Genomic DNA, 23677 nt, shown 5'->3' with positions numbered 1-23677 from the left:
CGGAACGGCCACCGGGCGGCCTGTCAGTGGGCTCTGGCAGCATCGGCGTCATGACCGACATCGATGACCTCGTACGACGTGTCGCCCGGCGCGCCGTGTCCGACGGCCCCGGGCTTCCGGCCCCGCTCGACGCGGGCCGGATCGCGCGGGCCGAGGGCGAGCTGGGCTTCGCGCTCCACCCGCTGCTCGCGCGGCTGTACCGCGAGGTCGCAGACGGCGGCTTCGGCCCCGACTACCGGCTGCTGCCTCTGCTCGGTCCCGGCTCCGTCGTCGGGGAGTACCTGACGCGGCGGGAGGCCTCCGCCGGGGCCGAGCACCCCGAGTGGCCCGAGGGCGTCGTACCGATCCTGACCTGGGGCTGCGGCATGTACGCGGCCGTCGACTGTCTCGACGAGGACGGCCAGGTCCTGCTGTTCGAGCCCAATCCGTACAGCGGGGGTTCGTGGGAGCCGTGCTGGTTCCTCGACTCCGTCAGCCTGGCGGCGTGGCTGGAGACGTGGCTGGCGGGGACCGGCTGGTTCGAGGAGGACGCGCACGACGGGGACGACGTGGCCGAGCCCGAACCGTGGGCCCAGGCCGCGCGCCGACTGGTCTCGCGCGCGTAGCGGGGCGCCGCCCGTCCTCGGCCCTCCCCGGCGGCAGTCGTTCGAGCGTGTGCGTGGAGTGGAAAGGACCGGCCATGATGCCGAGGATTCCGTCCGACGGGCCTCTCCCCGCGGCGCGCGGGTTCACCCGGGTGGCGGCGTGAGCGCCCGCGCCGGAGGCGACGGGGCGGAGGCGGGCCGGTACGGCCGGGACGTCTTCCGGCCCGAGCAGCCGGGTGAGGACGAGCGGATCGATCTCGGGGCCCTCGCCTACGACGACCTCACCCTGACCCGGTTGCGGGCCCTCGGCGTGGGGCCCGGGTGGCGCTGCCTGGACATCGGCGCCGGTACGGGCACGGTGTCGCGGCGCCTGCTGGGCGAGGCGGGGGTGGCGGGCGTGCTCGCGGTCGACCGTGACGTCCGGTTCCTCGCCGAGCGACCCGTTCCGGGGCTCGACGTGCTGCGGGCCGACATCACCGCACCGGACTTCGCCCCGGGCCGGTTCGACCTGGTCCACGCCAGGTTCGTGCTGATGCACCTGCCGGAGCACGAGCGGATGGTGTCGGTGCTGGCCGGGCTGGTCGCGCCGGGCGGGGTGCTGGTCCTCAGCGACGCGGTGGACCTGACCAGCGGCCGTACGGGTGCCCCCGAGGACCAAGCGGCCGACACGCCCTATGCCGCCGCCATGCGCGCGATGTGGCGGGGGCTGCGCGGTTCCATCGGCACCGACGTGTCCTGGGTGCCGTCGTATCCGCGGCTGCTGCGCGGGGCGGGGCTGCGGGCGGTCGGCGCGGAGATGTACGTGCCGCCGCTCCTGCGGGGCAGCCCGATCAGCCGGTTCTGGGCCGACACGTGGGAGCGGAGCCGGGCGTCGATGGTGGCGACCGGGCTGATCGACGGCGCCGGGATCGACGCGGCGGTGCGCTACCTGGACTCGGACGCGTGCGCGGCGCTGTCGGCCGGGATGCTCACGGTGTGGGGCACGAGACCGGGCGCTCCGGGGCCGGCGGTCCGTCGAGGTCGTTCGTTCGTTCCCGGAATGAGCGTGCTCATGGTGACGTGATCATGAATGATCGACGGGGCTCTCTACCCCCGCGGCGTCGCCGGAAGGCGAATCGACGCGACCGTGGGACGATGCCGGGTCGTGCATCCATGAGCGCCTCACGGTCCGAAGGCAGTAGGTCTGTGAAACATCGATCCGGCCCTGCGAGCCGGCAAGGAGACGGCTGTGCTGATCACGGTGAAGCGGGACATTCTCGTCGGACTTCCCCTCGGCGATCTGATCGCGTACATGGAGGACTTCTCCACGACCGAGGAATGGGATCCCGGGACGGTCAGGTGCGTGCGGGTCGGGGAGGGACCGGTGCGCGAGGGCGCGGAATGGCGGAACACCTCGCGCTTCCGCGGCCGCACCAGCGAGCTGCTCTACCGGCTCGACATCCGTGAACCGGGACGGCTCGTGTTCGTCGGTGAGAACAAGACCGTCACGGCGACCGACGACATGACCTTCACGGCACGGTCGCCCACGACGACCCTCGTCACCTACACGGCCTCGTTCCGGTTCAAGGGCCTCGCCCGGCTGGCCGCGCCCTTCCTCCGGTCCGAGTTCGAGCGGCTGGGGGACGAAGTGGCCGCACAACTCCCTTCGGCGGCCGGGCGCCGGCAGGGCTAGCGCCGGGGCTCCGGCGGCGGCATAGGGACGCCCGCACGCTCAAGTAGGGCGCGGGCGGCCGGTAGAGGACCGCTCACGGTCGGGTCCCTCGCACCAGGAACACCTCGTCGGCGAAGCACCAGGCCCAGTCCTCGTCCGGAGCGAGCGAGCGGACGACCGGGTGCCCGCTGCGGACGTGGTGGTCGTACGCGTGCAGGCCCCGCGAGCTGTCGCAGCAGCCGACGTGGCCGCAGGTCACGCAGCGGCGCAGCCGCACCCAGGTCCAGCCGCGCGCCTCGCAGGCGGCGCAGACGGCCGGCCCGTCGGGCAGGGGCACTTCGGACTCCGTCAGGAGGTCCAGGTGCGCGCAGGGCCGTCCGTCCGGCCGACCGCCGTCGGGCGCGACCACCCATCCCACGTCGCCGTCCATCCGTCCTCCTCCCATGCCGGACCGCCCCGTCACGGTGGCAGCCCGGTCCTCCTTCATGTCTTCGGCCCCCGGGGCGCCGACAGATGCACGCGATGCCGCCGCCCTCCTAGTCCCCGCCCGGCCCGCAGAGCGTCTCGCGCAGGAGGGACGCCTCGTGGTCGAGGTGGTGCAGCAGGGCCTGGAGGGCCGGGGTCCGCGTGCGGTGCGCGGCCTCCGTGGTGCCCACCGTGCGGCCCACCGAGGGGAGTTCGACCGGTAGCGCGGCGAGGTGCTCGTCGGCGCGCAGGACCAGCTCGGGCAGCAGCGCGACCATGTCCGTCTGGAGCAGCAGGGCCCGCATGGTGAGGATCGAGGTGCACTCGACCCGGTCCGCGGGCAGGGCGAGGCCCCGGTCCGCGAAGAGGGCGCCGAGCTCCTGGCGCAGGGCGGTCTGTTCGACCGGGAGGATCCACGGGTGGTCGAGGGCGTCCGTGAGCGTGGTGTCGGGGGCGTCCAGGAGGGGGTGTCCCGCGCGGACGGCGAGCCGGATGCGTTCCCGGTAGAGGCGTCGCTGGCGCAGTCCGTCCCCTTCCTTGGGGGCGGGGCCCACCCGGCCGACGATGACGTCCAGTTCACCCGCGAGGAGGGCCGGGTGGAGGACGTCCGGTGTGCCCTCCCGCACGACGACGGTGACCTGGGGCCGTTCCCGCTTGAGCTGGGCGACGGCGCGGGGCAGCAGCACGTTCGTGCCGGCGAGCAGCGCGCCGACGGTGACCGTCCCCTCCCGGCCCTGGCGCAGCCCGGTGAGGTGTTCCCCGGCGCGCCGCATCTCGGCGATCACGGCGCGGGCGTGTTCGGCGAGCGCGTCTCCGTAGAGCGTCGCCCGCATGCCGCGCGGCATGCGGACGAAGAGCGGCAGGTCGGCGATGCCCTCCAGTTCGCGGAGGGTGCGGGTGGCGGCGGGCTGGGTGAGGTGGAGGGTCTCGGCGGCCCGCCCCACGCTGCCGTGGTCCACGATCGCGACGAGGAGGGTGAGGTGCCGGAACTTCAGCCGGCCGTCCAGGAGATCCATCGCCGGGCTCCTTCCGTTTCCGTGTGCGGACCGCCGGAGGTGTGCATACCGGATTCGGTATGGGTCCAGCGCCTTTTGGCATTGGTTCGGTATGGCTCGGTGGGCGCATGATACCGGCACACGCCGGGGCCGGTTCCGAAGCCCCGGCCCGGCGACGGAGGTCTGCAAGGTGCGCTCACCGGTGCGGCATTACGTGGGGGGCGGGTTCGACACGTCGGGCGTCCCCTTCCCGCTCTTCGATCCGGCCCGTGGGGTCGCCGTCGGCGAAGCGCCGTCGGCCTCGCGGGAGTTGGTCGACCGCGCGGTGGCCGCGGCGCGCGAGGCGCTGCGCGGTCCGTGGGCGGCCTGGAGCCCGGCGGACCGTTCGCGGCTGCTGCACCGGGTCGCGGACGGCATCGAGCGCCGTTTCGAGGAGTTCGTCGACGCCGAGTGCGCGGACACCGGCAAGCCCCGCGACCTCGCCTCGGCGGTCGACATCCCGCGCGCGGTCGCCAACTTCCGTTCGTACGCGGACCTCCTGGCCGGTCGCGGCGAGCGGTCCTGGCACACCGACACCCCGGACGGCCGGGGCGCGCTGAACTACACGGTGCGCAAGCCGCTGGGCGTGGTCGCGGTGATCTCGCCCTGGAACCTGCCGCTGCTGCTGCTCACCTGGAAGGTGGCGCCCGCCCTCGCCACGGGGAACACCGTGGTCGCCAAGCCCTCCGAGCTGACCCCGGGCACGGCGTGCCTGCTGGCGGAGGTCATGGCGGAGGCCGGCGTGCCGGCGGGCGTCTTCAACGTCGTGCACGGCGGCGGCGCGGACGCGGCCGGGCAGTGGCTCACCGAGCACCCCGGGGTGGACGCCGTCGCGTTCACCGGGGAGTCGCGCACCGGATCGACGATCATGCGGGCCGCCGCCGCGCGGCTGGCTCCCGTCTCCTTCGAGCTGGGCGGCAAGAACGCCGGGCTCGTCTTCGCCGACGCGGATCTGGAGCAGGCCGTGGCGGGGACCCTCCGGTCGTCCTTCACCCACAGCGGGCAGGTGTGCCTGTGCACCGAGCGGGTGTACGTGGAGCGGTCCGTGTTCGACGCGTTCGCCGAGGCACTGGCCGCCGGCGCACGGGCGTTGACCGGCTACGGGCCGATGGTCTCGGCGGCGCACCGCGACAAGGTGCTGGGCTATCTCGGGAAGGCCGCGGCGGACGGTGAGGTGCTCGCGGGTGGCGGCACGCCCCGGTTCGGCGACGACCGGGACGGCGGCTTCTGGGTGGAGCCGACCGTGCTGGCGGGGCTCCCGGAGGACCACCCGGTGGTGCGGGAGGAGATCTTCGGTCCCGTCGTCCATCTGGCGCCGTTCGACACCGAGGAGGAGGCCCTGGCGTACGCGAACGCCGGGCCGTACGGGCTGGCCGCCACCGTGTGGACGGGTGACGTCGGCCGGGCGCACCGGGTCGCGCCCGCCCTCGACGTGGGGATCGCCTGGGTCAACACCTGGAACCTGCGGGACCTGCGGACTCCCTTCGGAGGCGTGAAGGCCTCCGGGATCGGCCGTGAGGGCGGCGATCACTCCCTGGACTTCTTCTCCGAGCCGATGAATGTGTGCGTGAAGCTGTGAGCACGGTGGACGAAGCGGTGGCGCGGGCCGCCGAGCGCCTCGACGCGGCGCGCCTGACGGGCGTGCCCTGCGCGCCCGTCCGCGATCTGCTGCCCCCGGGGGACCTGGAGGCCGCGTACGCCGTGCAGAGCCTGCTCGGCGAGCGCCGGATCGCGGAGGGACGTCGGATCACGGGCTGGAAGGTCGGGCTGACCTCGGCGGCCGTGCAGGCCCAGCTGGGAGTCGACCGGCCGGACTTCGGCCGGCTGACGGACGACACGGCGGTACCGGACGGCGCGGAGATTCCCTGGGGCACCGTGCTGCAGGCGCGGGCCGAGGCCGAGGTCGCGCTCGTCCTGGAGCACGACCTCGTCCACGAGCGGCACACGGTGGCCGACGTCATCCGGGCGACCGCGTTCGCGCTGCCCGCCGTGGAGGTGGTGGGCAGCCGGATCCGCGACTGGGACATCTCGGCCGTGGACACGATCGCCGACAACGCCTCCAGCGGCGCCTACGTCCTGGGCACCCGTCCCGTGCCGCTGCGCGACCTGGACCTGCGGACCGCTGGAATGGTCCTGGAGCGGCGCGGTGAGCCCGTGTCCACCGGGGCCGGCGCCGCCTGTCTGGGCAACCCGCTGCACGCCGCCGTGTGGCTGGCCGACACGCTCGCGCGGCTCGGCCGCCCGCTGCGCGCCGGGGACACCGTGCTGACCGGCGCGCTCGGCCCCATGACCGGCGTCGAACCCGGTGACGTGCTCGAAGCCCGCATCGACGGACTCGGTTCGGTCCGCGCGGCCTTCGGCCGGACCGGGCGGGAGGGAGACACCCGATGAACATCACGGCACTGGCCGAGGCGCTCGACGCGGCGGCGCGCGAGGGCCGCCCGCTGCCCGGCGGCGGGAGCGGCCTGAAGGACACCGGGGAGGCGTACGCCGTCCAGGACGCCCTGGTCGCCCTGCGGTTGGCCCGCGGCGAGCGGCTGACCGGGTTCAAGCTGGGCTTCACCAGCGTGGCGAAGATGCGGCAGATGGGCGTGTCCGACCTGATCCACGGGCGGCTGACGGACCGGATGGAGATTCCCGACGGCGGGCGGTTCGACGTCTCGGGTCTCATCCACCCCCGGGTCGAGCCCGAGGTGGCCTTCCTGCTCGGCGGCACGCTGCGCCCCGGCGGCGACCCCATGGCCGCAGTGGCGGCCGTGGCGCCGGCGCTGGAGGTCATCGACTCCCGCTACGACGGCTTCCGGTTCTCCCTTCCCGAGGTGATCGCCGACAACACCTCCGCGGCGGGGTACGCCGTGGGGGCCTGGACCGCACCGGGGGAGCTGGGCGACCTGGGCGACCGCGGGGTCCTCCTCGAACTGGACGGGCGGACGGCCGAGACCGGTTCGACCGCGGCGATCCTCGGTCGTCCGCTGCGGGCCCTCGCGGCCGCGGCCCGGCTCGCCGGAACGCTGGAACCCGGCACGGTGATCCTGGCCGGTGCGGCGACCGCCGCCGTGCCGCTGCCGCCGGGGACGCACGTGCGGGCCACGGTCGCGGGCCTCGGCAGCGTCGCCTTCACCACCGGGGAGGGCGCGTGATCGTGCCCGGCGCCGCACCCCCCCGCGGCCGCTTCCCGCACTTCCGGCGTGCCGGCGACCTGGTCTTCGTCTCCGGTACGAGCTCCCGCCGCCCCGACGGCACGTTCGTCGGGGCGAGCGCGGACGCGATGGGGGTGACGGACCTCGACATCCGTGCCCAGACCCGTGCCGTGCTCGACAACCTGGCGCGTGTGCTGGCCGCGGCGGGCGGCGGCCTGGAGGACCTGGTCTCCGTCACCACGTACCTGGTCGGCATGAACGACTTCGGTGGCTACAACGAGGTCTACGGCGAGTACTTCGACGAGGGCGGCCCGGCCCGCACCACCGTCGCCGTCCACCAGCTCCCCCACCCACACCTGCTGATCGAGATCAGCGGCGTCGCCCACATCCCGCAGCACTCCCCCGAGTCCGCCTCCCGAAGCGAGGAACCGCGCCCGTGACCATGAGACCGTTCAACCTCCAGTCCTGGATCGAGGAACACCGCCATCTGCTCAGGCCGCCGGTCGGCAACGTCCAGATCTGGCAGGACGCCGACCTGATGGTGACGGTCGTGGGCGGCCCGAACCGCCGCACCGACTTCCACGACGACCCGATCGAGGAGTTCTTCTACCAGCTCAAGGGCGACATGGTGCTCCGCGTCATGGACGAGGAGGGGAGCCCGCCGCGCGACATCCACATCCGTGAGGGGGACGTCTTCCTGCTCCCGCCGCACGTGCGGCACTCCCCGCAGCGGCCCGAGGAGGACAGCGTCGGCCTGGTCGTCGAGTTCGCCAGGCCGGAGGGGCAGCGCGACGCCTTCGAGTGGTACTGCACCGCGTGCCACCACCTGGTGCACCGCAGCGAGCTCCAGCTCACCTCGATCGTCGACGACCTCCCGCCGGTGTTCGACTCCTTCTACGGCGACGAGGCGGCCCGCACCTGCGGTCACTGCGGGGCGGTGCACCCGGGCAAGGACTGGCCCGAGGAGCTGCGGCCGAGGACCCGTCGTGACGAGGCGGACGGCGCATGACCGTCGTCGACATCCACGCCCACGTCTTCCCGGAGATCGGCCGGGCCGAGTCGCGCCGGCTCACCGGCTCCGACGACGGCCCCTGGCTGCGGACCACGGACGGTCCGGACGCCGGGATGATGATGTCCGGCTCCGCCGAGTACCGGCCGGTGCGCCGCACCCTGTGGGACCCGGTGGAGCGCGTCGCGGACCTGGACCGGCTCGGCGTGGACATCCAGGTGCTGTCCAGCACCCCGCTGCTCTTCGGCTACGGCCTGGAGGCCGGGCGGGCCGCCGACTGGTGCCGTACGGTCAACTCCCGTCTCCTCGCGTACGGTGCGTACGCCCCCGACCGGCTGGCCCCGCTGTGCCAGGTGCCGCTCCAGGACACCGAGGCGGCCTGCGGTCTGCTCAGCGAGGCGATGCGCGCGGGGTTCCACGGCGTCCACATCGGCAACCACCTCGGCGACCGCGACCTCGACCACGGGGCGCTCGTCGAGTTCCTCACGCACTGCGCCGACGAGGGCGCGGCCGTCCTCGTCCATCCGTGGGACCTGCCGGCCGGTCCGCGGTTCTCGCGGTACATGCTGGCCTGGCTGGCGGGCATGGCCGCCGAGACCCATCTGACGATCCTGTCGCTGATCCTGTCCGGCGCCTTCGAGCGGCTGCCGGCCTCGCTGCGGCTGCTGTTCGCCCACGGCGGGGGCAGCTTCCCGTACCTGCTGGGGCGGGCCGACAACGCCTGGCACCGCCGTGACCTGGTCCGCGCCGACAGTCCTCACCCGCCCTCGCACTACACCCGCCGCTTCTCCGTGGACTCGGCCGTCTTCGATCCCGGCGCGCTGCGCCTGCTCGTGGACGTGATGGGCGCGGAGCGGGTGCTGCTCGGCTCGGACCATCCGTTCCCGCTCGGCGAGGAGGAGATCGGCCGGCTCGTGCGGGAGAGCGCGCTCACCCCCGAGGAGACCGAGGCCGTCCTCGGCGGCAACGCCGTCCGCTTCTTCGGTCTCGCCCCGCTGCTGAAGGAGGCCGTCCGATGAGGGCCGCCGTGATCGGATCGGGCAACATCGGCACCGATCTCCTCATCAAGATCGTCCGTGGCTCGGGGTCCGTCACCGCGGCCGCGATGATCGGCATCGACCCGGACTCGGAGGGTCTCGCACGGGCCCGCCGGCTCGGGGTGCGGACCCGTTCGGACGGTGTGGCCGGGCTGCTCGCCCTCGACGACATCGACGCCATCGACGTCGTCTTCGACGCCACCTCGGCCGCCGCCCACCACCGGAACGCCGCCGCGCTCGCCCCGTACGGCAAGCGGATCGTCGATCTCACCCCGGCGGCCCTCGGCCCCTATGTCGTCCCGCCGGTCAACCTCGACGAGCACCTCGACGCCCCCAACCTGAACATGGTCACCTGCGGCGGGCAGGCCACCGTCCCGATCGTCGCCGCCGTCTCGGCGGTGGCACCGGTGCACTACGCGGAGATCGTCGCCTCGATCGCCTCCAGGTCGGCGGGCCCCGGTACCCGGGCGAACATCGACGAGTTCACCGAGACCACCTCCCGCGCGCTGGAGCGGGTGGGCGGCGCGGCCCGGGGCAAGGCCATCATCGTCCTCAACCCGGCGGAGCCGCCGCTGCTGATGCGCGACACGGTGCACTGCGTCGTCGACGACTGCGACACGGAGCGGGTGGCCGCCTCGGTCCACGCGATGGCCGCGTCCGTCGCCGCGTACGTGCCCGGCTACCGGCTCAAGCAGGAACCGCAGTTCCGCGCACTGCCGGCCGGCGATCCGCTCACGGGCCTCGCCGGCGGCGGGCGGCTGCTCGTCTCCGTCTACCTGGAGGTGGAGGGCGCCGCCCACTACCTCCCGGCCTACGCCGGAAACCTCGACATCATGACCTCCGCCGCGCTGCGCACCGCCGAGCGCCTGGCCGAACGGAGTCCGGCCCGATGACCTCGGTCTACGTCCAGGACGTCACCCTGCGGGACGGCATGCACGCCGTGTCGCACCGCTATACCCTCGCCCAGGTGCGGGCGATCGCGGCCGCGCTGGAGGCCGCCGGCGTCGACGCCGTCGAGGTCGCCCACGGCGACGGCCTCTCCGGCTCCTCCGTGACGTACGGGCCCGGCGCGCACTCCGACTGGGAATGGCTGGAGGCGGCGGCCGAGGTCCTCGACCGGGCCCGGCTCACCACCCTGCTGCTTCCCGGCGTCGGGACGGCCGCGGACCTGCGCCGCGCGCACGCCCTCGGGGTGACGTCCGTGCGCGTCGCCACGCACTGCACCGAGGCGGACATCTCCGCCCAGCACATCGGTCTGGCCCGGGAGCTCGGGATGGACGTCGCGGGCTTCCTGATGATGTCGCACATGGCTCCGCCGGCCGAACTGGCCGCGCAGGCGCGGCTCATGGAGTCGTACGGCGCGCACTGCGTCTACGTCACCGACTCCGGCGGGCGGCTGACCATGGACGGCGTGCGGGACCGGGTCCGGGCGTACCGCGATGTCCTCGACCCCGGCACCGAGATCGGCATCCACGCCCACCACAACCTCGGTCTGGGCGTGGCCAACAGCGTCACGGCGGTGGAGGCGGGCGCGTACCGCGTGGACGCCTCCCTCGCGGGCCAGGGCGCCGGAGCGGGGAACGCCCCGCTGGAACCGACGGTGGCCGTCTTCGACCTGATGGGCTGGGAGCACGGCTGCGACCTGTTCCCGCTGATGGACGCGGCCGAGGAGCTCGTACGGCCGACCCAGGACCGGCCCGTGCGGGTGGACCGGGAGACGCTGACGCTGGGCTACGCCGGGGTGTACTCCAGCTTCCTGCGGCACGCGGAGGCGACCGCCCTGCGGCACGGCGTCGACACCCGGGACCTGCTCGTCGCGGCCGGCCGGCGGCGGCTCGTCGGCGGGCAGGAGGACCTGCTCGCGGACATCGCGCTGGACCTGGTCCGGGACCGTGACGCCGCAGCACCCGTCCTCGCCGCGCCCGCCTCCCCCACCTCCCCCGCCGCCTCTTCCGCACCGATGGAGTGATGTCGTGCCGACCGGAACACCCTTCGAGAACCTCACCGGAACCCCCGCCGACGCGGAGCTCGTCGCGGCCCATGCCGAGCGCGCCGCCGCGCTCGACGCCGCCGACCCGCTCGCGCACGTCCGCGACCGGTTCCTCATGCCCGAGGGGGTCGTCTACCTCGACGGCAACTCCCTCGGCGCCCTGCCCGCCGCCGTCCCCCCGGCCGTCGAGGACGCCGTGCACCGGCAGTGGGGCACCGACCTCATCCGCTCCTGGAACGCCAACGGCTGGTGGGACGCCCCGGTGCGGACCGGCGACGCCATCGGCCGACTGATCGGCGCGGCCCCCGGACAGGTGGTGGCCGGGGACTCCACCAGCGTCCAGCTGTTCAACACCCTGCTCGCCGCCGCCCGGCTGCGGCCCGGGCGGCGGCTGCTGCTGACCGATCCCGACCACTTCCCCACCGACCAGTACATCGCCGACTCGGTGGGGCGGCTCCTGGGCCTGGAGGTCCGCCGGGTGCCCGCACGCGAGGCCGCCGCCGTGCTGGCCGCCGAGGGGGCGGACGTCGCGGTCGCCGCCTACGCCCCGGTGGACTACCGCACCGGCGAGCTGTACGACATGGCCGCGCTCACCGCCGCCGCGCACGCCGCGGGGGCCCTCGTCCACTGGGACCTGTGCCACGCGGCGGGCGCCCTGCCGGTCGCACTCGACGCCGTGGCGGCGGACTTCGCGGTCGGCTGCGGCTACAAGTACCTCTCCGGCGGTCCCGGCGCCCCGGCGTTCGCCTACGTCGCGGAACGCCACCAGGGGGCCTTCGACCACCCGGTCACCGGCTGGCACGGGCACGCGGAGCCGTTCGCCATGGCCGGTGCGTACGCGCCCGCCGACGGCATCACCCGGGCCCGCATCGGCACGCCGGCCCTCCTCTCGCTGGTCGCCCTGGAGGCCGCGCTGACGGCGTACGACGGGGTGGACATGGAGTCCGTGCGGGCCAAGAGCCTCTCCCTGACGGGGTTCTTCCAGGAGTGCGCCGACTCCCTCCTCGACGGGATGGGCTTCTCCTCGGTGACCCCGCGCGAGCCCGGCCGCCGGGGCAGCCAGGTCGCGCTGCGGCACCCGGAGGCGTATCCGCTGGTCGCCGCGCTCACCGCGCGGGGGGTCATCGGCGACATGCGCGCCCCGGACCTGCTGCGGTTCGGCTTCAACGCCCTCTACGTCACGCACGCGGACGTCCTGAGCGCGGTGCGCGCGCTGCGGGACGTCGTCGCCACGGGCGCCCACCGGGCCGCCGCGTTCCAGCGGCGCCCGACGGTCACCTGACCGGTCCGCACGATCTCCCGGCCCGCGCGATCCCCGAGGTCACCGCATCCGCGTGACCACCGCGCGACCGGGTCCACGCCGGTCGGTCCCGTCCGCGCCGGCGGGCCGTGCCGTGCCTCCGCACGGCCGGCCGGTCCTTCGCACGTCCACGCTCAGCCGCCGAGAACCCGAGGACAGCCCATGCGATCCCTCCACCCCCGAGCGACCCTGGCCGCGGCCGTGGCCGCCGCCACCGCCGCGACCCTCCTGGTGCCGGGCAGCTCCGGCGCCACCACCACCGCCACCGCCGACCCGAACATCCCCGAGGTCTGCGCCGACCGGCGCCCGGAGCCGGCGGACACCGGCGCGTACGGCATGCAGCTCGACAAGTCGTTCCGCCACCCGGCGCTGACCCCGGTCGACGAGGAGCACGAGCACTCCTTCCCGGGCCGCAACGAGCGGTACGACACCCGCTCGTACATCAAGAACATGAAGGTCGAAGCCGCCTACGAGGGGGCGGACTTCACCCCCGACTACTTCCACACCTGGCAGAACATCGTCGACTTCGACGGCCGCCGCTACATGTTCCAGTACGACCGGTCCGAGGGCCGCGTCTACGACATCACCGACGTGAAGAAGGTGAAGGTCGTCGAGCGGATGAGCCGGGGAGACGTCGACGGCGACGAGACGCGGTCCAACGGCACCTGGGCGGCCAACGACTACTGGGGCGCCTCCACCATCCAGTGGAACGACAAGCTCCGCGCCTACGTCATGGTGCAGAGCTTCGAGGACAAGCGGCAGATCCAGGAGCTCACGGACGACCCCGCGCACGACAAGTACAACAATCCGGAGGGCGTCAGGAAGCTGCGGGAGAAGCCGGGGCTCAAGGGGTTCAAGGTCTTCCGCCTGGACGGCCCCCGGAAGAAGGACTGGAAGCTCCTCGCGACCGTCTCCACCGACGCCACCCAGAAGGACCCCCTCAGGAGCGACCCCGACTCGGCGCAGCAGGGGTCCGGCTCGCTCGACACGCCGTACTGGACCGGTCGGCGGTACATGTTCATCGCGACGGCCCCCGACGACACGTACTCCCGCACCGAGTACCCCACCAACCTGCACTCGGCGGGCTACCAGTCCTGGGACATGGCCGACCCGGCCCACCCGAAGCTGCTCGACACCTGGCACCTGCCGGGGCAGCGGACCGGTGAGGACGCCGCGTACCGGAAGAACCCGCGCTGCGGGAACCGCACCAGCTGGATGGGCGCGCGCATGCCGCTGTTCATCCCCAAGCCCGTGGAGCAGGGCGGGCGTTACGCGTTCGCGGCCATGGGCGGCTACGGCCTGACGGTCCTCGACATCTCGAACCCGGCCGACCTGAGGACCGTCAGCCACCTGGACCTGCCGCCGTCGGTCTCGGGCACCGAGGGCGACAACATCGACGTCTCGCAGTACGAGCGGACCGGGATCATCTACTACTCCGGCTACCCGCTCACCGAGGACTGTTACGAGCCGTACAAGGACGTCTACCAGATCGACGCCAAGGACCCGAAGAACCCGCGCGTCGTCGGGGTCCTGCCCCGCCCGACCCCGCCGCCGTCGGCCGGCTTCACGGACTTCTGCCAGCGTCGCGGCAGCTTCGGTCCCAAGCGCACCGGCTCCTACACCAACCCCGGCCGGCACACCCCCGGCGTCCTCGGCTACGGCTTCTACAACGCGGGCGTGCAGTTCTTCGACGTCTCGGACCCGGCGGCGCCGAAGATCGACGCGTACTTCGTGCCGAAGGCGTACGGCACCGGGACCCCGGACTACGCGTACGGCAACCAGACGCACGGCGTGTACGTGGAGTGGGACCGCAACATCGCCTGGGTGCTGACCAACCACGGCATCTACGCCCTGTCCTCGCCGAAGGTGCTGGGCAAGCCCGATCTGGACCGGCCCGAGAAGCCGTTCCGCACCAGCGAGTTCTGATCCGGGAGCGGACCCGCGCGTCCGCTCCCGCCCCCTCCCCACCCCGCTCGCACCCGTACGGAAGGACAACCGTCATGGCCGCTCCGGAAAGACCCGCCCAGGCCCCCGCGTCCGCGCAGGACCCCGCCTCGCCTCCGCCTCCCGGCGTCCCGGGGAAGGACACGGGCCTCGTCCGCTCCCTCACCCCCCGCCAGACCACGATGATCGGCCTGGGCTCCGCGCTCGGGACGGGTCTGTTCCTCGGCTCCGGGTCGGCGATATCCGCCGCCGGACCGGCGGTGATCATCTCGTACGCGATCGGCGCGGTGCTGGTCGCCGTGATCGCGGTGCTGCTCGGCGAGATGTCGGCCGCGCATCCGGTGCAGGGCTCGTTCGGTGCCGTCGCGCACCGCTACCTCGGCCCCTGGGCCGGCTTCGTCACCCGCTGGACGTACTGGTTCAGCGCGGTCGTGGTCATCGGCACGGAGGTCGTCGCCTCGGCGCTCTACCTGCGCTGGTGGTGGCCCGGCGTGCCGATGTCGGCGGCCATCCTGGCGGTCGCGGCGCTGGTGCTCGCCGTCAACGTGATCAACGTGAAGTCCTTCGGCACCACCGAGTTCTGGCTGTCCGCCATCAAGGTGACGGCGCTCGGCGCCTTCATCCTCTGTGCCGCGTTCCTGGTGTTCTTCGGGCTGCCGGACCACGAGTCCACCGGCCTCGCGCACCTCACCGACGACGGCGGGTTCGTGCCGCACGGCGCCAAGTCCGTCTGGATCGCGATGTCGGTGGTGATGTTCGCCTACGCCGGCTTCGAGGTCGTCGCCATCGCGTCGGCCGAGGCCACCGACCCGCAGCGCTCGATCCGCACGGCCATGCGTCAGCTCGCCTGGCGGCTCAGCGTCTTCTACGTCCTCGCGATCACCCTGGTCGTGGCTCTGATCCCGTGGCGGCGGCTGGCCGCCGGTGACGGCAGCGTCGAGGCCAGTCCGTTCGTCCGGGTCTTCTCCGACGTCGGCGTGCCGGCCGCCGCGACCCTCACGAACCTCGTCGTGCTCATCGCGGCCGTGTCCGCCGCGAACGCCCACCTGTACGGGGCCTCCCGGCTGCTGCACTCCCTCGGCGACGACGGCCTCGCCCCGGCCCCGGTGGCCCGTCTCACCTCGCGCGGCGTCCCGGCCAACGCGCTGGCCGCCTCCACGCTGGGCATCGCGGCCGCCGCGCTGCTCGCCTTCTACGACGTCGGCGGCATCTTCGGCATCCTGATGTCCATCGCGCTCTTCGCGGTGCTGCTGGTGTGGCTGCTGATCCTCGCCTCGTACGTGGCCTTCCGGCGCCACCGGAACGCGCATCCGGAGGAGTTCACCGGGTTCAGCGTCCCCGGCGGGACCAAGCTCGCCTTCGTGGCCGGGGTCGGCGTGCTGGCCGTGGCCGCCACCGCGATCGAGGTCCCGGACATGCGCCAGGCGGCGGGCGTCGGGCTCACCTTCACCGTGGTCCTGCTCGGCTGCTACGCCCTGACCGTCCTCCGCCGGACCCGGCGGACCTGAGAGGGCGGACGGCACGGGGCCCCCGCGTCCGTGCGGGGGCCCCGTGCCGCGCGTGGTGCGCCACCTCGGTCAGAAGCGGTCCTGCCGCCCGGGCAGGCCGGGGGGCGTCGGCAGCGGGAGGTCCAGGCTGTTGCGGGCCTGGGCGGGCGTGGCCCGGCAGGTCAGGTCCGCGGCCGGCAGCCGGCCCGTCGTCAGGTAGGCGGTGGCGGTCTTGTCTGCGCAGGACTTCGAGCCGTAGACGCCGTGGCCCTGGCCGTCGAGGACGGTGACCATGCGGGAGCCCTTCATGCTCCGGTGCAGCCCCTGTCCGCTGACGAGCGGCGTCTGGGAGTCCCACTCGTTCTGAAGGACGAGCGCGCCGACACGGTTGTCGACCTTGGTGGCGGGCTCGGAGCCGTTCTTCCAGAACGCGCACGGCATGATGTTCGACGCGAAGTCCCCGTACAGCGGGTACCGGACCTTGTCGCGGATCGCGTCGCGGCGGTACTGCTCCGGGTCGCGCGGCCACGCGCGGGTGTCGGCGCAGGCCACGGACCAGAAGGCCGCCTCACCGTTGTCGGCGGGGACGGCGCGGGCGAACGACGGCGGTACGGGACGGGGGGACGCGCTCCGCCGGGACGGCGCCGCGGACGGAGCCCCCTCGGCGGCCTTCTTCAGCTCGGCGATCGCCTCGGCGGCGCCCTTCGCGTCGAAGAACACGGCCCGGCCCGCCCGGATGTCGTCGCCGCTCAGGAGCGTGCCCTGGAAGTCGATCGGCTTGCGGTCCGCCTGGGCGACGAGGTCCCAGAAGGTCTTGCCGACGGCGGCCGGGGTGGCGCCCAACTTGTAGGTGGCGTGCCGCTCGGCGGTCCAGGTGGTCCAGCGCTTGAAGGCCGGCTCGGCGCCCTCCGCCCACACCTGGATCATGCCGCGCCAGATCCTCTGGGGGTCGACCGCGCTGTCCAGTACGAAGCGGTCGGCCCGCTGGGGGAACATCTGCGTGTAGACGGCCCCCAGGTAGGTGCCGTACGAGTACCCCAGGTAGGAGACCTTCCGCTCGCCGAGCACGGTTCGGATCAGGTCCATGTCCCGCGCGGTGTTGCGGGTCGTGAGGTGCGGCAGGACGTCACCGGCCTTCGCGCGGCACTTGTCGGCCACGGTGCGCGCCCACCGGACGTCCTTGGCGAACGTGGCGGCCTTGTACGGGCGCTGCCAGTTCAGCTCCTCGTCGTTCATCCCGCAGGTGACGGGGGAGCTCTGGCCGACGCCCCGGGGGTCGAAGCCGATCAGGTCGTAGCGCTCCTTCACCGCCGTGGGCAGCTCCGGGCCCATCCACTGGGGCATGTCGAGCCCCGGACCGCCGGGGCCGCCCGGGTTGAGCAGGAGGACGCCGTGGCGCTTGCGGGGGTCGGTCGCCTTGATCCGGGAGACGGCGATCCGGAGCTTCTTGCCCCCGGGGCGGGCGTAGTCCAGCGGAACCGTGAGCGTCGCGCACTGGAAGTTCGCCGGGCCCGCGGCCTCGCAGCGCTTCCAGTGCGGCTTCTGCTGCGTGTACTGCTTCCAGGGGTCGGCGGATATCGCCCGACGGGGTGCCGGGGCGTCGGCGAACGCGACGGCGGGCGTGAGAGCGGGGACGAGGGCCGCGGCCGCGCCGAGGGCCACGAGGGGTGCTGTTCGTCTGCTGCGCACAGTGAGTCAGATCCTTGCGGGAGGTGGATGATTCGTCGCATGAACCCTTGTGCAACCGGTAGTTGAGCACATCCCCCCGCCGGACGGCATCGTGTCCGACCACAGGAGGAGACCGCCCGCAGGAATGGTTCCCGAGGCGGAGAACGCGAGGCGCCGTTTCCCCGTCCGCTCCCCCGTCGTCCGCTCACACGTGAAGTCGGGGGAATGCCCCTCTCCGGCGCTCTTCTGATTTTCTCGCTATTGCGGCATTCGAATTACTCATGATCATCCGCGGGATTCTCCGTGCTTATCATTCCCAGGCTATGACAGAAGATCAGAACGGCCTGGAATCGCGTGCGTCGGCGGATGTCGTCGTCCTCGGCGCCGGCCCCGCCGGCCTCGTGCTCGGGAACCTCCTCGTGGCCGCGGGAGTCGACTGCGTCGTCCTCGAACGGGCCTCGCGCGCCCACATCCGGAACCGGGCCAGGGCGGGATTCCTCGCGCCGAACACCGTACGGGTCCTGGACCGCCACGGGCTCGCGGACGGTCTGCACCGCGACGGCCGCTCCCACGGCACGTGCGAGTTCCGCACCGGGGACGGCCGCTTCCGCCTCGACTACGGCACCCTCGGCCGTCACGAGCGGCACACCGTCTACCCGCAGCAGCACCTGGTGTCCGACCTTCTGGAGCGGTACGTCGGCGCGGGCGGGCGGATCCGTTTCGGCACCGAGGCGGTGACCGTGCACGACGCCGACGGCACCCGCCCCCACGTCACCTCGCGGGAGCCGGACGGGCGCCCCGTCCGGTGGGACGCGCGCTACGTCGCGGGCTGCGACGGGCGCCACGGCGCAGCCCGCCGCTCCCTGCCGCCGGACGCGGTCCGCCACCGTCACGACCACGGCGTGAGCTGGCTGGGCCTGCTCGCGGAAGCTCCGCCCAGCCTCGACGCCGTCGGGTACGCCGTGCACGACCGCGGCTTCGCCGGGCACATGGCCCGTGGGCCCGAGGTCACGCGCTACTACCTGGAGTGCCATCGCGGCACCCCGGCCGACGCCTGGTCCGAGGAGCGGATCTGGGACGAACTCGACCTCAGGATGCGGGCCGAGAAGTACGGTCCGCTGCGCCGGGGGCCGATCGTCGAGCGCGGTGTCGTCGACCTGACGTGCGACGTGGTCGAGCCCCTGCGTCACGGCTCGCTCCTGCTCGCGGGCGACGCGGCGAGCCTGACCGCCCCGGCCGCCGCGAAGGGGGCGAACCTCGCCGTCCTGGAGGCGGAGCTCCTGGCCGACGCCCTGACCGACGCCCTCCGCCGGGGGGACGCCGGAGCGCTCGACCGCTACTCGGCGCGGTCCCTGGCCTTCATCTGGCGAGCCCAGGAGTTCACCCAGTGGATGACCGGGCTGCTCCACGCGCTGCCCGGTCAGGACCGGTCAGGAGGATCGTTCTTCCAGGCCTCGGTGCGACGCGCCCGCCTCGATTCCCTGCGCACCTCGCGCGCGCACCAGGACTGGTTCGCGGAGAACTACGTCGGCGTCTGAGCCGGTGGCGCGCCGGGGCTCCTTTCCGGGTCTCGCGCGCCGAGCGCCGCGTCTCCTGGCGGGCATCGCACCGGGGCTCCCTCCCCGGCGCCGCTCCCCTTCGTCCGGCCGTACTCCTGGCCCTTCCATGTCCCTTTGCCTCTTTCCCCCTTTCCCTCTTTCCGCCTTTGCCCCTTTGCCCCAGCACCCACCTGAGGACACGCCCGTCATGACAACGACACTTCCTGCGGAAGCCCATCTCCCCGGCGCAGTTCCGCTGTCGGGTGAAACGATGCTGCTCGACGACGCCGCGCGCCTGAGCGCGGCGGCGGCCTTCGTACGGCACCACCAGAGCGCCAACCTGCTGCCCCTCCTCCTGCCGGGCCTGCGCGGTGCCGAGCTCGCGTCCGTGTCCGCGTACTGCCGGTTCGCCCACGTCGGCATCCTGCTCTTCCCCCGGGACCCGCTGCACCTGCGGGAGCTGCTGGCCGCGGGCGGGCTGGCCACTGACACCCCGTCGCGGCCCAGCGTCGTCGTACGGGAGCGGCTGGCCCGGCGGCACCGCCGAGACCTGGCCGACCTCGACGTGCGGATCCTGCGCCCCCGCGTCGACGGTCCGGCGGACGAACCCCGCGCCGTGGAGGTCTTCGCCCTCTCCGTACCCACGGGATCCGGTCTGGAGGCGGTCGCGGCGCACGAACGCGCCCTCGGTCACGAGACCCACGTGGCCTTCGATCTGGAGGCCCCCGAGCCGCTCGTGCTGCGCGGCCTGTGCGCCGTGCTGGCCCGGCACGGCGCGCGACCGGACGGCGGCGGGTACAACCCGCACGAGAACGGAACCGTCCTCTACTTCAGCACGCCCGACTCGACGTGCGGGTACCGCCGCCTCGAGCTCTACGCACCCGGCGACCACCGCGAGGTCCTCACCGCCCATGTGGGGGAACACCCCGGCGCCGAGCGGCCCGCGGAAACGCTCCTCCACCTGCTCACCGGCGCCTGGACCACCCAGGCCCTCGCCGCGTTCGCACGGCTCCGCCTTCCCGAGGCCATGGACCCCGCCGGTGCCACGGGCCTGCGGGAGCTCGCCCGGCGCACCGGCACGCACCCCGAGGGCCTCGGCACGCTCCTGCGCTACCTGACCATGCTCGGCGCCGTGGCCGAGGAGCCCGAAGCCGCCGACGACGAGGCCGCGTTCCGCCTCACCCCGCTCGGCCGGCTGCTCCGCGCGGACCGCCCGGACTCGATGCGCTCCCTGGCGCTGATGTACGGAGGGCCCTTCTACCGCTCCTTCGGCGCGCTCGACCACGCGGTGCGGACGGGACGGCCCGGCTTCGACCACCTCTTCGGCGAGAACCACTTCGACCACTTCGCCCGGGAACCCGAACTGGCCGACCTCTTCGACCGGTCGATGGCCGCGAGTTCTCTCATGTTCGAGCCGCTCTCCGAGCACCCGGTGATCACCGCGGCGGCCCGGTCCGCCGTGCCCCGGACCGTCGTCGACGTGGCCGGCGGCACCGGAGAGCTGCTCCGGCGCCTCCTGACCGCTCACCCGGCCCTGCGCGGCACGCTTCTCGAACGCCCCCACGCGATCGAGGCGGCCCGTCGCGCGCTCGGCTCGTCGGAGTGCGGGGCCCGCTGCGACTACCGCAGCGGCGACTTCGCCGACGTCCCGGACGGCGGGGACGTCTACGTCCTCTCCCGCGTGCTGCACGACTGGGACGACGACCGGTGCCGGGAGATCCTGCGCCACTGCGCCCGCGCGATGCCCGCCCACGCCGACCTGCTGATCGTCGAGCGGCTCCTGCCCACGGACGGCTCGCCCTCGCTGGCCACGGCCTGGGACCTGCACATGTTGTGCAACGTCGGGGGACGCGAGCGGAGCGCCGAGGACTACGCCCGGCTGCTCGCCGACACCGGCCTCACGCTCGTCGACCGCAGCCCCCTGCCGCTGGATGCGCACGTCCTGCACGCCCGCAAGGCGCGCTGACGGGCCCGGCGTACACCCATCAGGCCATGCTGGCCTGAAGTCGCCCAACGGGCCTCGCGGTCGATGATCCTCCGGAGGGTCCGGAGGAGTGCGGGGGCCGGCTCATCCGCCGTTCGCCCAGGGGACGTTCCGTGGGGGCGCGTCGTTCACGCTGGTCACCGACGGCGGGGCGGACGGACCGGCGGGGGCGGACGCGCCCCGCGCCCCGGGGACCCCCGGGGCGCCCACCGGCGAGGACCTCGGGCGCCGTTGCCGGACGGTCGGAAAGCGGCCATTCTTTGCCTCGGGCGTACCTCGGGGAGCGACGCGCCGGGGTGGCGGCTCGTTCTCGACGGTCGTCCGGATAGCGGGCAGCGAGTGTCATGACCTCATCACCCCGCATCTCGGCCCCCTCGCCCGACACCGCCGCACGGTCCTCACCGCGCGTAAACCTCACCCCTGTGGATGTCCGGAAGCGCGCACGCCCCATCCCCTCCACGGCGTCGCCGCTGTACCTTCCTCCTGCACCCTGCGGACCTCGAACCCGACCAGGAATCGCGGCCCCCCACGCTCTCGCTCCTCCCCGGGCCGCTCCGGCGGCCTCAGCAGCTCCAGCGCACCGCACCTGCCCCGTGCCTCCCTCTGCCTTCCCCGGTGGTTCGTCATGCCCGCTGCCCCCGCCCGGCCCCCCACCTCCCGCTCCAGGCCGTACGACTCCGGCCACTCCTAGGGCGTGTCGTCACACCCCGGGGACACACCTGGCACCAGCGGACGAGGAAGGCGGACACGACGGTGCGATTCCAATTGCTCGGGCCCTTGAGCGTCACCGACGGACGGGACGTGGTGATGCTCCCGCCCTCCAAACCGACGGCGCTGCTCGCCGCGCTGCTCGTCCGGCCCGGTTCCGTCGTCTCCGGCGACCGCCTGCGGGACGTCGTCTGGGGCGAGGAACACCCCCCGACGGCCAAGACCGCGCTCCAGAGCTGCGTCCTGCGCCTGCGCCGGCTCTTCGCCAAGTACGGCATCGAGGACCAGGCCGTCACCGCCGTCGCCGGCGGCTACCGCGTCGACGCCGACGCCGAGACGCTCGACCTGCTCCACTTCCGCCGCCTCGTCGAGCGGGCCGCCGCGTCCGGGACCGGCTCCGAGCTCTACACGCTGCGCAGCGCGCTCGCCCTGTGGCAGGGCGGCCTGCTCTCCAACGTCCCCTCCGACCTGCTGCACCGCGACGAGGTGCCGCGCCTCGCGGAGGAGCGGCTCAGGGTGCTGGAACGGGTCTGCGACATCGAGCTGGAGCACGACCGATGTCGGGAAGCACTCGTTGATCTTTGGGAGGTTACGCGCGTATACCCGGCGCACGAGCGGTTCGCCGAGCAGCTCATCGAGGCCTTGTACCGGACGGGCCGGCAGACCGAGGCCCTGGCCGAGTACCGCAGGATCAAGGGGCACCTGCGCGAGCGCCTGGGCGTCGATCCGCGGGCCGAACTCCAGCGCCTGGAACTGGCGATCCTGCGCGGCGAGGACCTCGGCCGCGCCGGGGCGGCGCGAAGACCGGACGCGCCGACGAGACCGGGAGCGATCGACCCGTCCCCGTCCTCGACCCGCCCCCCGGCTCCGTCGGACGACGGCTCCGCGCCGCTCCCGCGCACTCAAGTCCCCGACGCCCGGGATGAATTGTTCCGGGTCTCGGCCCCTTCGGGCTCCGTCGAGCCCGGCGCCCCCACACTCGCCGTCCCCGGCGCCGCCGGTCCGTACCCGCCGCTCCCCACCGTCCCCGGCTTCACCGGACGCGAGCACGAAGTCGCCTCCCTGGTGCGGTTGCTCACGGCCGGGAGCCCCGGCGGCGGCTCGGAGCGGGCGCCGCTCGCCGTCCTCTCCGGCGCTCCCGGCATCGGGAAGACCGCCCTCGCGCTGCGGGTCGCCCACCTGGTGAGCCGTCACTTCCCGGACGGCTGCCTCCTGGTGCCGCTGACCCGGCCGGACGGCAGTCCGCGACCGGCCGAGGAGGCCGCCGACGAACTCCGTACGGCACTGTCGGCCGGGCCCGGAACGGGCCGGGTCCTCGTGGTCCTGGACGACGTCGTCCACCCCGATCAGGTCCGCCCGCTGCTGACCGCGTACGCGTACGGGGCGGCGATCGTCACCAGCCGGATGGGGCTCCCCGCGCTCGTCGCCACCCACGGCGGCACCGTGCACCGGCTCGGAGCCCTCGATCCGGAGCAGTCGCGGGCGCTGCTCGCCGCCGTCCTCGGCCGGGACCGGATGGCCGCCGAACCCTCGGCGGCGATCCCCCTCGCGGCCGCCTGCGGCCACCATCCGCTCGCCCTCCGCATCGCCGCCGCCCGGCTGCTGACCCGGCCGCGGCTGCGCCTCGCCGACTACGCCGACTGGCTCCGGCACGACCCCGTCGGCCGGCTCAGCCTCGCCGACGACCCCCGCATGTCGGTGCCGCAGCGGCTGGACGAGGCGCTGCGGCGGCTCCCTCCCGCGCTCGCCGAGGCCCATCTGCGCCTCGCCTCGTCGTCCCACGACCCGGTGACCGCCGACGGGGCGGCCCGGCTCCTCGGTCTCCCGGAGGAGGCGGCGGAGCAGCTGATCGAGCGCCTCCTCGACGCCGGTCTCCTGGAGGAGGGGCAGCCCGGCTCCTTCTGGACGCACGAGCTGCTGCGGGCGCACGCCCGCCGCGCGGCGGGCTCGTCCGCCGGGCACGTCCCCGCGCTGCTGCGGCCGCCCCGGCACGGGGAGCTCCCGCGCCTGGACGGGAGCAGGCCGGCCGCCGTGGGGTGACGCCGGGACGGCCCGCCGTCCGCCGGACACGGCACCCCGGGACACCCGGCAGACCACACAGGCCCCCCAGGCCCCAGAGACCCGAACTCACCCCGTAC

At 73.7% G+C, this 23677-nt stretch carries 20 protein-coding genes; 17 read left to right on the top strand and 3 right to left on the bottom strand.

Translation table 11 applies throughout. From position 1 onward, the window contains the following. The first annotated feature begins 50 nt into the window (after positions 1–50). The 3 genes from ACFYXU_RS17270 to ACFYXU_RS17260 all read left to right on the top strand — a co-directional run bounded on the left by ACFYXU_RS17270 (position 51) and on the right by ACFYXU_RS17260 (position 2256). Positions 51–605, top strand: coding sequence for an SMI1/KNR4 family protein (locus ACFYXU_RS17270; RefSeq protein WP_389405660.1), 555 nt, complete (start codon positions 51–53; stop codon positions 603–605). A 139-nt stretch (positions 606–744) separates the two neighbouring features. Beyond that, positions 745–1647 (top strand): class I SAM-dependent methyltransferase, encoded by a 903-nt coding sequence (locus ACFYXU_RS17265; protein WP_389405661.1) that lies wholly within the window; start codon positions 745–747, stop codon positions 1645–1647. Between the two features lie 165 nt (positions 1648–1812). Continuing rightward, entirely contained in the window at positions 1813–2256 is a 444-nt protein-coding gene (locus ACFYXU_RS17260; RefSeq protein ID WP_376516520.1) for an SRPBCC family protein, read from the top strand. 73 nt (positions 2257–2329) lie between these two features. Here ACFYXU_RS17260 and ACFYXU_RS17255 read toward each other — a convergent pair whose 3' ends face one another. Together ACFYXU_RS17255 and ACFYXU_RS17250 are read right to left on the bottom strand one after the other, a co-directional pair. After that, complete coding sequence (locus ACFYXU_RS17255) at positions 2330–2665, bottom strand: UBP-type zinc finger domain-containing protein (protein WP_389405662.1); 336 nt, start codon at positions 2663–2665, stop codon at positions 2330–2332. A 106-nt stretch (positions 2666–2771) separates the two neighbouring features. Beyond that, positions 2772–3716: a LysR substrate-binding domain-containing protein gene (locus ACFYXU_RS17250; RefSeq protein WP_389405663.1), complete on the bottom strand. Its 945-nt coding sequence runs from the start codon at positions 3714–3716 to the stop codon at positions 2772–2774. A gap of 181 nt (positions 3717–3897) precedes the next feature. Between ACFYXU_RS17250 and ACFYXU_RS17245 the strand changes: the two genes are divergently transcribed. The 11 genes from ACFYXU_RS17245 (at position 3898) to ACFYXU_RS17195 (ending at position 15662) form a co-directional block, all read left to right on the top strand. Next, positions 3898–5313 carry a 2-hydroxymuconic semialdehyde dehydrogenase gene (locus tag ACFYXU_RS17245; RefSeq protein WP_389458244.1) on the top strand — a complete coding sequence of 472 codons (1416 nt, stop codon included), beginning with the start codon at positions 3898–3900 and terminating at the stop codon, positions 5311–5313. Then, positions 5310–6125, top strand: coding sequence for a 2-keto-4-pentenoate hydratase (locus tag ACFYXU_RS17240; protein WP_389458242.1), 816 nt, complete (start codon positions 5310–5312; stop codon positions 6123–6125). Before ACFYXU_RS17245 ends, ACFYXU_RS17240 begins: the two co-directional genes overlap by 4 nt. Further along, positions 6122–6874, top strand: a complete 753-nt coding sequence (locus ACFYXU_RS17235) for a 2-keto-4-pentenoate hydratase (protein ID WP_389458240.1) — start codon at positions 6122–6124, stop codon at positions 6872–6874. The genes ACFYXU_RS17240 and ACFYXU_RS17235 overlap by 4 nt, the downstream gene beginning before the upstream one ends. Further along, positions 6871–7314 (top strand): RidA family protein, encoded by a 444-nt coding sequence (locus tag ACFYXU_RS17230; RefSeq protein WP_329857563.1) that lies wholly within the window; start codon positions 6871–6873, stop codon positions 7312–7314. Before ACFYXU_RS17235 ends, ACFYXU_RS17230 begins: the two co-directional genes overlap by 4 nt. Continuing rightward, complete coding sequence (locus ACFYXU_RS17225) at positions 7311–7883, top strand: 3-hydroxyanthranilate 3,4-dioxygenase (protein WP_376516506.1); 573 nt, start codon at positions 7311–7313, stop codon at positions 7881–7883. The genes ACFYXU_RS17230 and ACFYXU_RS17225 overlap by 4 nt, the downstream gene beginning before the upstream one ends. Continuing rightward, positions 7880–8902, top strand: coding sequence for an amidohydrolase family protein (locus ACFYXU_RS17220; RefSeq protein ID WP_376516504.1), 1023 nt, complete (start codon positions 7880–7882; stop codon positions 8900–8902). Before ACFYXU_RS17225 ends, ACFYXU_RS17220 begins: the two co-directional genes overlap by 4 nt. Then, positions 8899–9813: an acetaldehyde dehydrogenase (acetylating) gene (locus ACFYXU_RS17215; RefSeq protein ID WP_389458237.1), complete on the top strand. Its 915-nt coding sequence runs from the start codon at positions 8899–8901 to the stop codon at positions 9811–9813. Before ACFYXU_RS17220 ends, ACFYXU_RS17215 begins: the two co-directional genes overlap by 4 nt. Next, complete coding sequence (gene dmpG / locus ACFYXU_RS17210; protein WP_389458235.1) at positions 9810–10889, top strand: 4-hydroxy-2-oxovalerate aldolase; 1080 nt, start codon at positions 9810–9812, stop codon at positions 10887–10889. The genes ACFYXU_RS17215 and dmpG overlap by 4 nt, the downstream gene beginning before the upstream one ends. Before the next feature lie 4 nt (positions 10890–10893). Further along, positions 10894–12192, top strand: coding sequence for a kynureninase (kynU, locus tag ACFYXU_RS17205; protein ID WP_389458233.1), 1299 nt, complete (start codon positions 10894–10896; stop codon positions 12190–12192). A gap of 180 nt (positions 12193–12372) precedes the next feature. Further along, on the top strand, positions 12373–14136 hold the full coding sequence (locus ACFYXU_RS17200; RefSeq protein WP_389405671.1) for a hypothetical protein: 1764 nt from the start codon (positions 12373–12375) through the stop codon (positions 14134–14136). A 74-nt stretch (positions 14137–14210) separates the two neighbouring features. After that, a complete protein-coding gene (locus ACFYXU_RS17195) occupies positions 14211–15662 on the top strand; it encodes an amino acid permease (protein ID WP_389405672.1) in 1452 nt (483 codons plus the stop codon). Positions 15663–15731: 69 nt separating this feature from the next. Here the strand turns inward: ACFYXU_RS17195 and ACFYXU_RS17190 are convergent, their stop codons facing one another. Next, positions 15732–17330 carry an alpha/beta hydrolase gene (locus ACFYXU_RS17190; RefSeq protein WP_389458231.1) on the bottom strand — a complete coding sequence of 533 codons (1599 nt, stop codon included), beginning with the start codon at positions 17328–17330 and terminating at the stop codon, positions 15732–15734. A gap of 302 nt (positions 17331–17632) precedes the next feature. Here ACFYXU_RS17190 and ACFYXU_RS17185 point away from each other — a divergent pair, with 302 nt between their 5' ends. The 3 genes from ACFYXU_RS17185 (at position 17633) to ACFYXU_RS17175 (ending at position 23579) form a co-directional block, all read left to right on the top strand. Beyond that, complete coding sequence (locus ACFYXU_RS17185; RefSeq protein WP_389458229.1) at positions 17633–18847, top strand: 4-hydroxybenzoate 3-monooxygenase; 1215 nt, start codon at positions 17633–17635, stop codon at positions 18845–18847. A 271-nt stretch (positions 18848–19118) separates the two neighbouring features. Next, positions 19119–20813 (top strand): methyltransferase, encoded by a 1695-nt coding sequence (locus ACFYXU_RS17180; RefSeq protein ID WP_389405675.1) that lies wholly within the window; start codon positions 19119–19121, stop codon positions 20811–20813. A gap of 771 nt (positions 20814–21584) precedes the next feature. After that, on the top strand, positions 21585–23579 hold the full coding sequence (locus tag ACFYXU_RS17175) for a BTAD domain-containing putative transcriptional regulator (protein WP_389405676.1): 1995 nt from the start codon (positions 21585–21587) through the stop codon (positions 23577–23579). Positions 23580–23677: the final 98 nt, after the last annotated feature.

The organism is Streptomyces sp. NPDC002232, from assembly GCF_042890295.1.
GTDB lineage: Bacteria > Actinomycetota > Actinomycetes > Streptomycetales > Streptomycetaceae > Streptomyces.
This window is presented reverse-complemented; position numbering and strand designations above follow the sequence as displayed.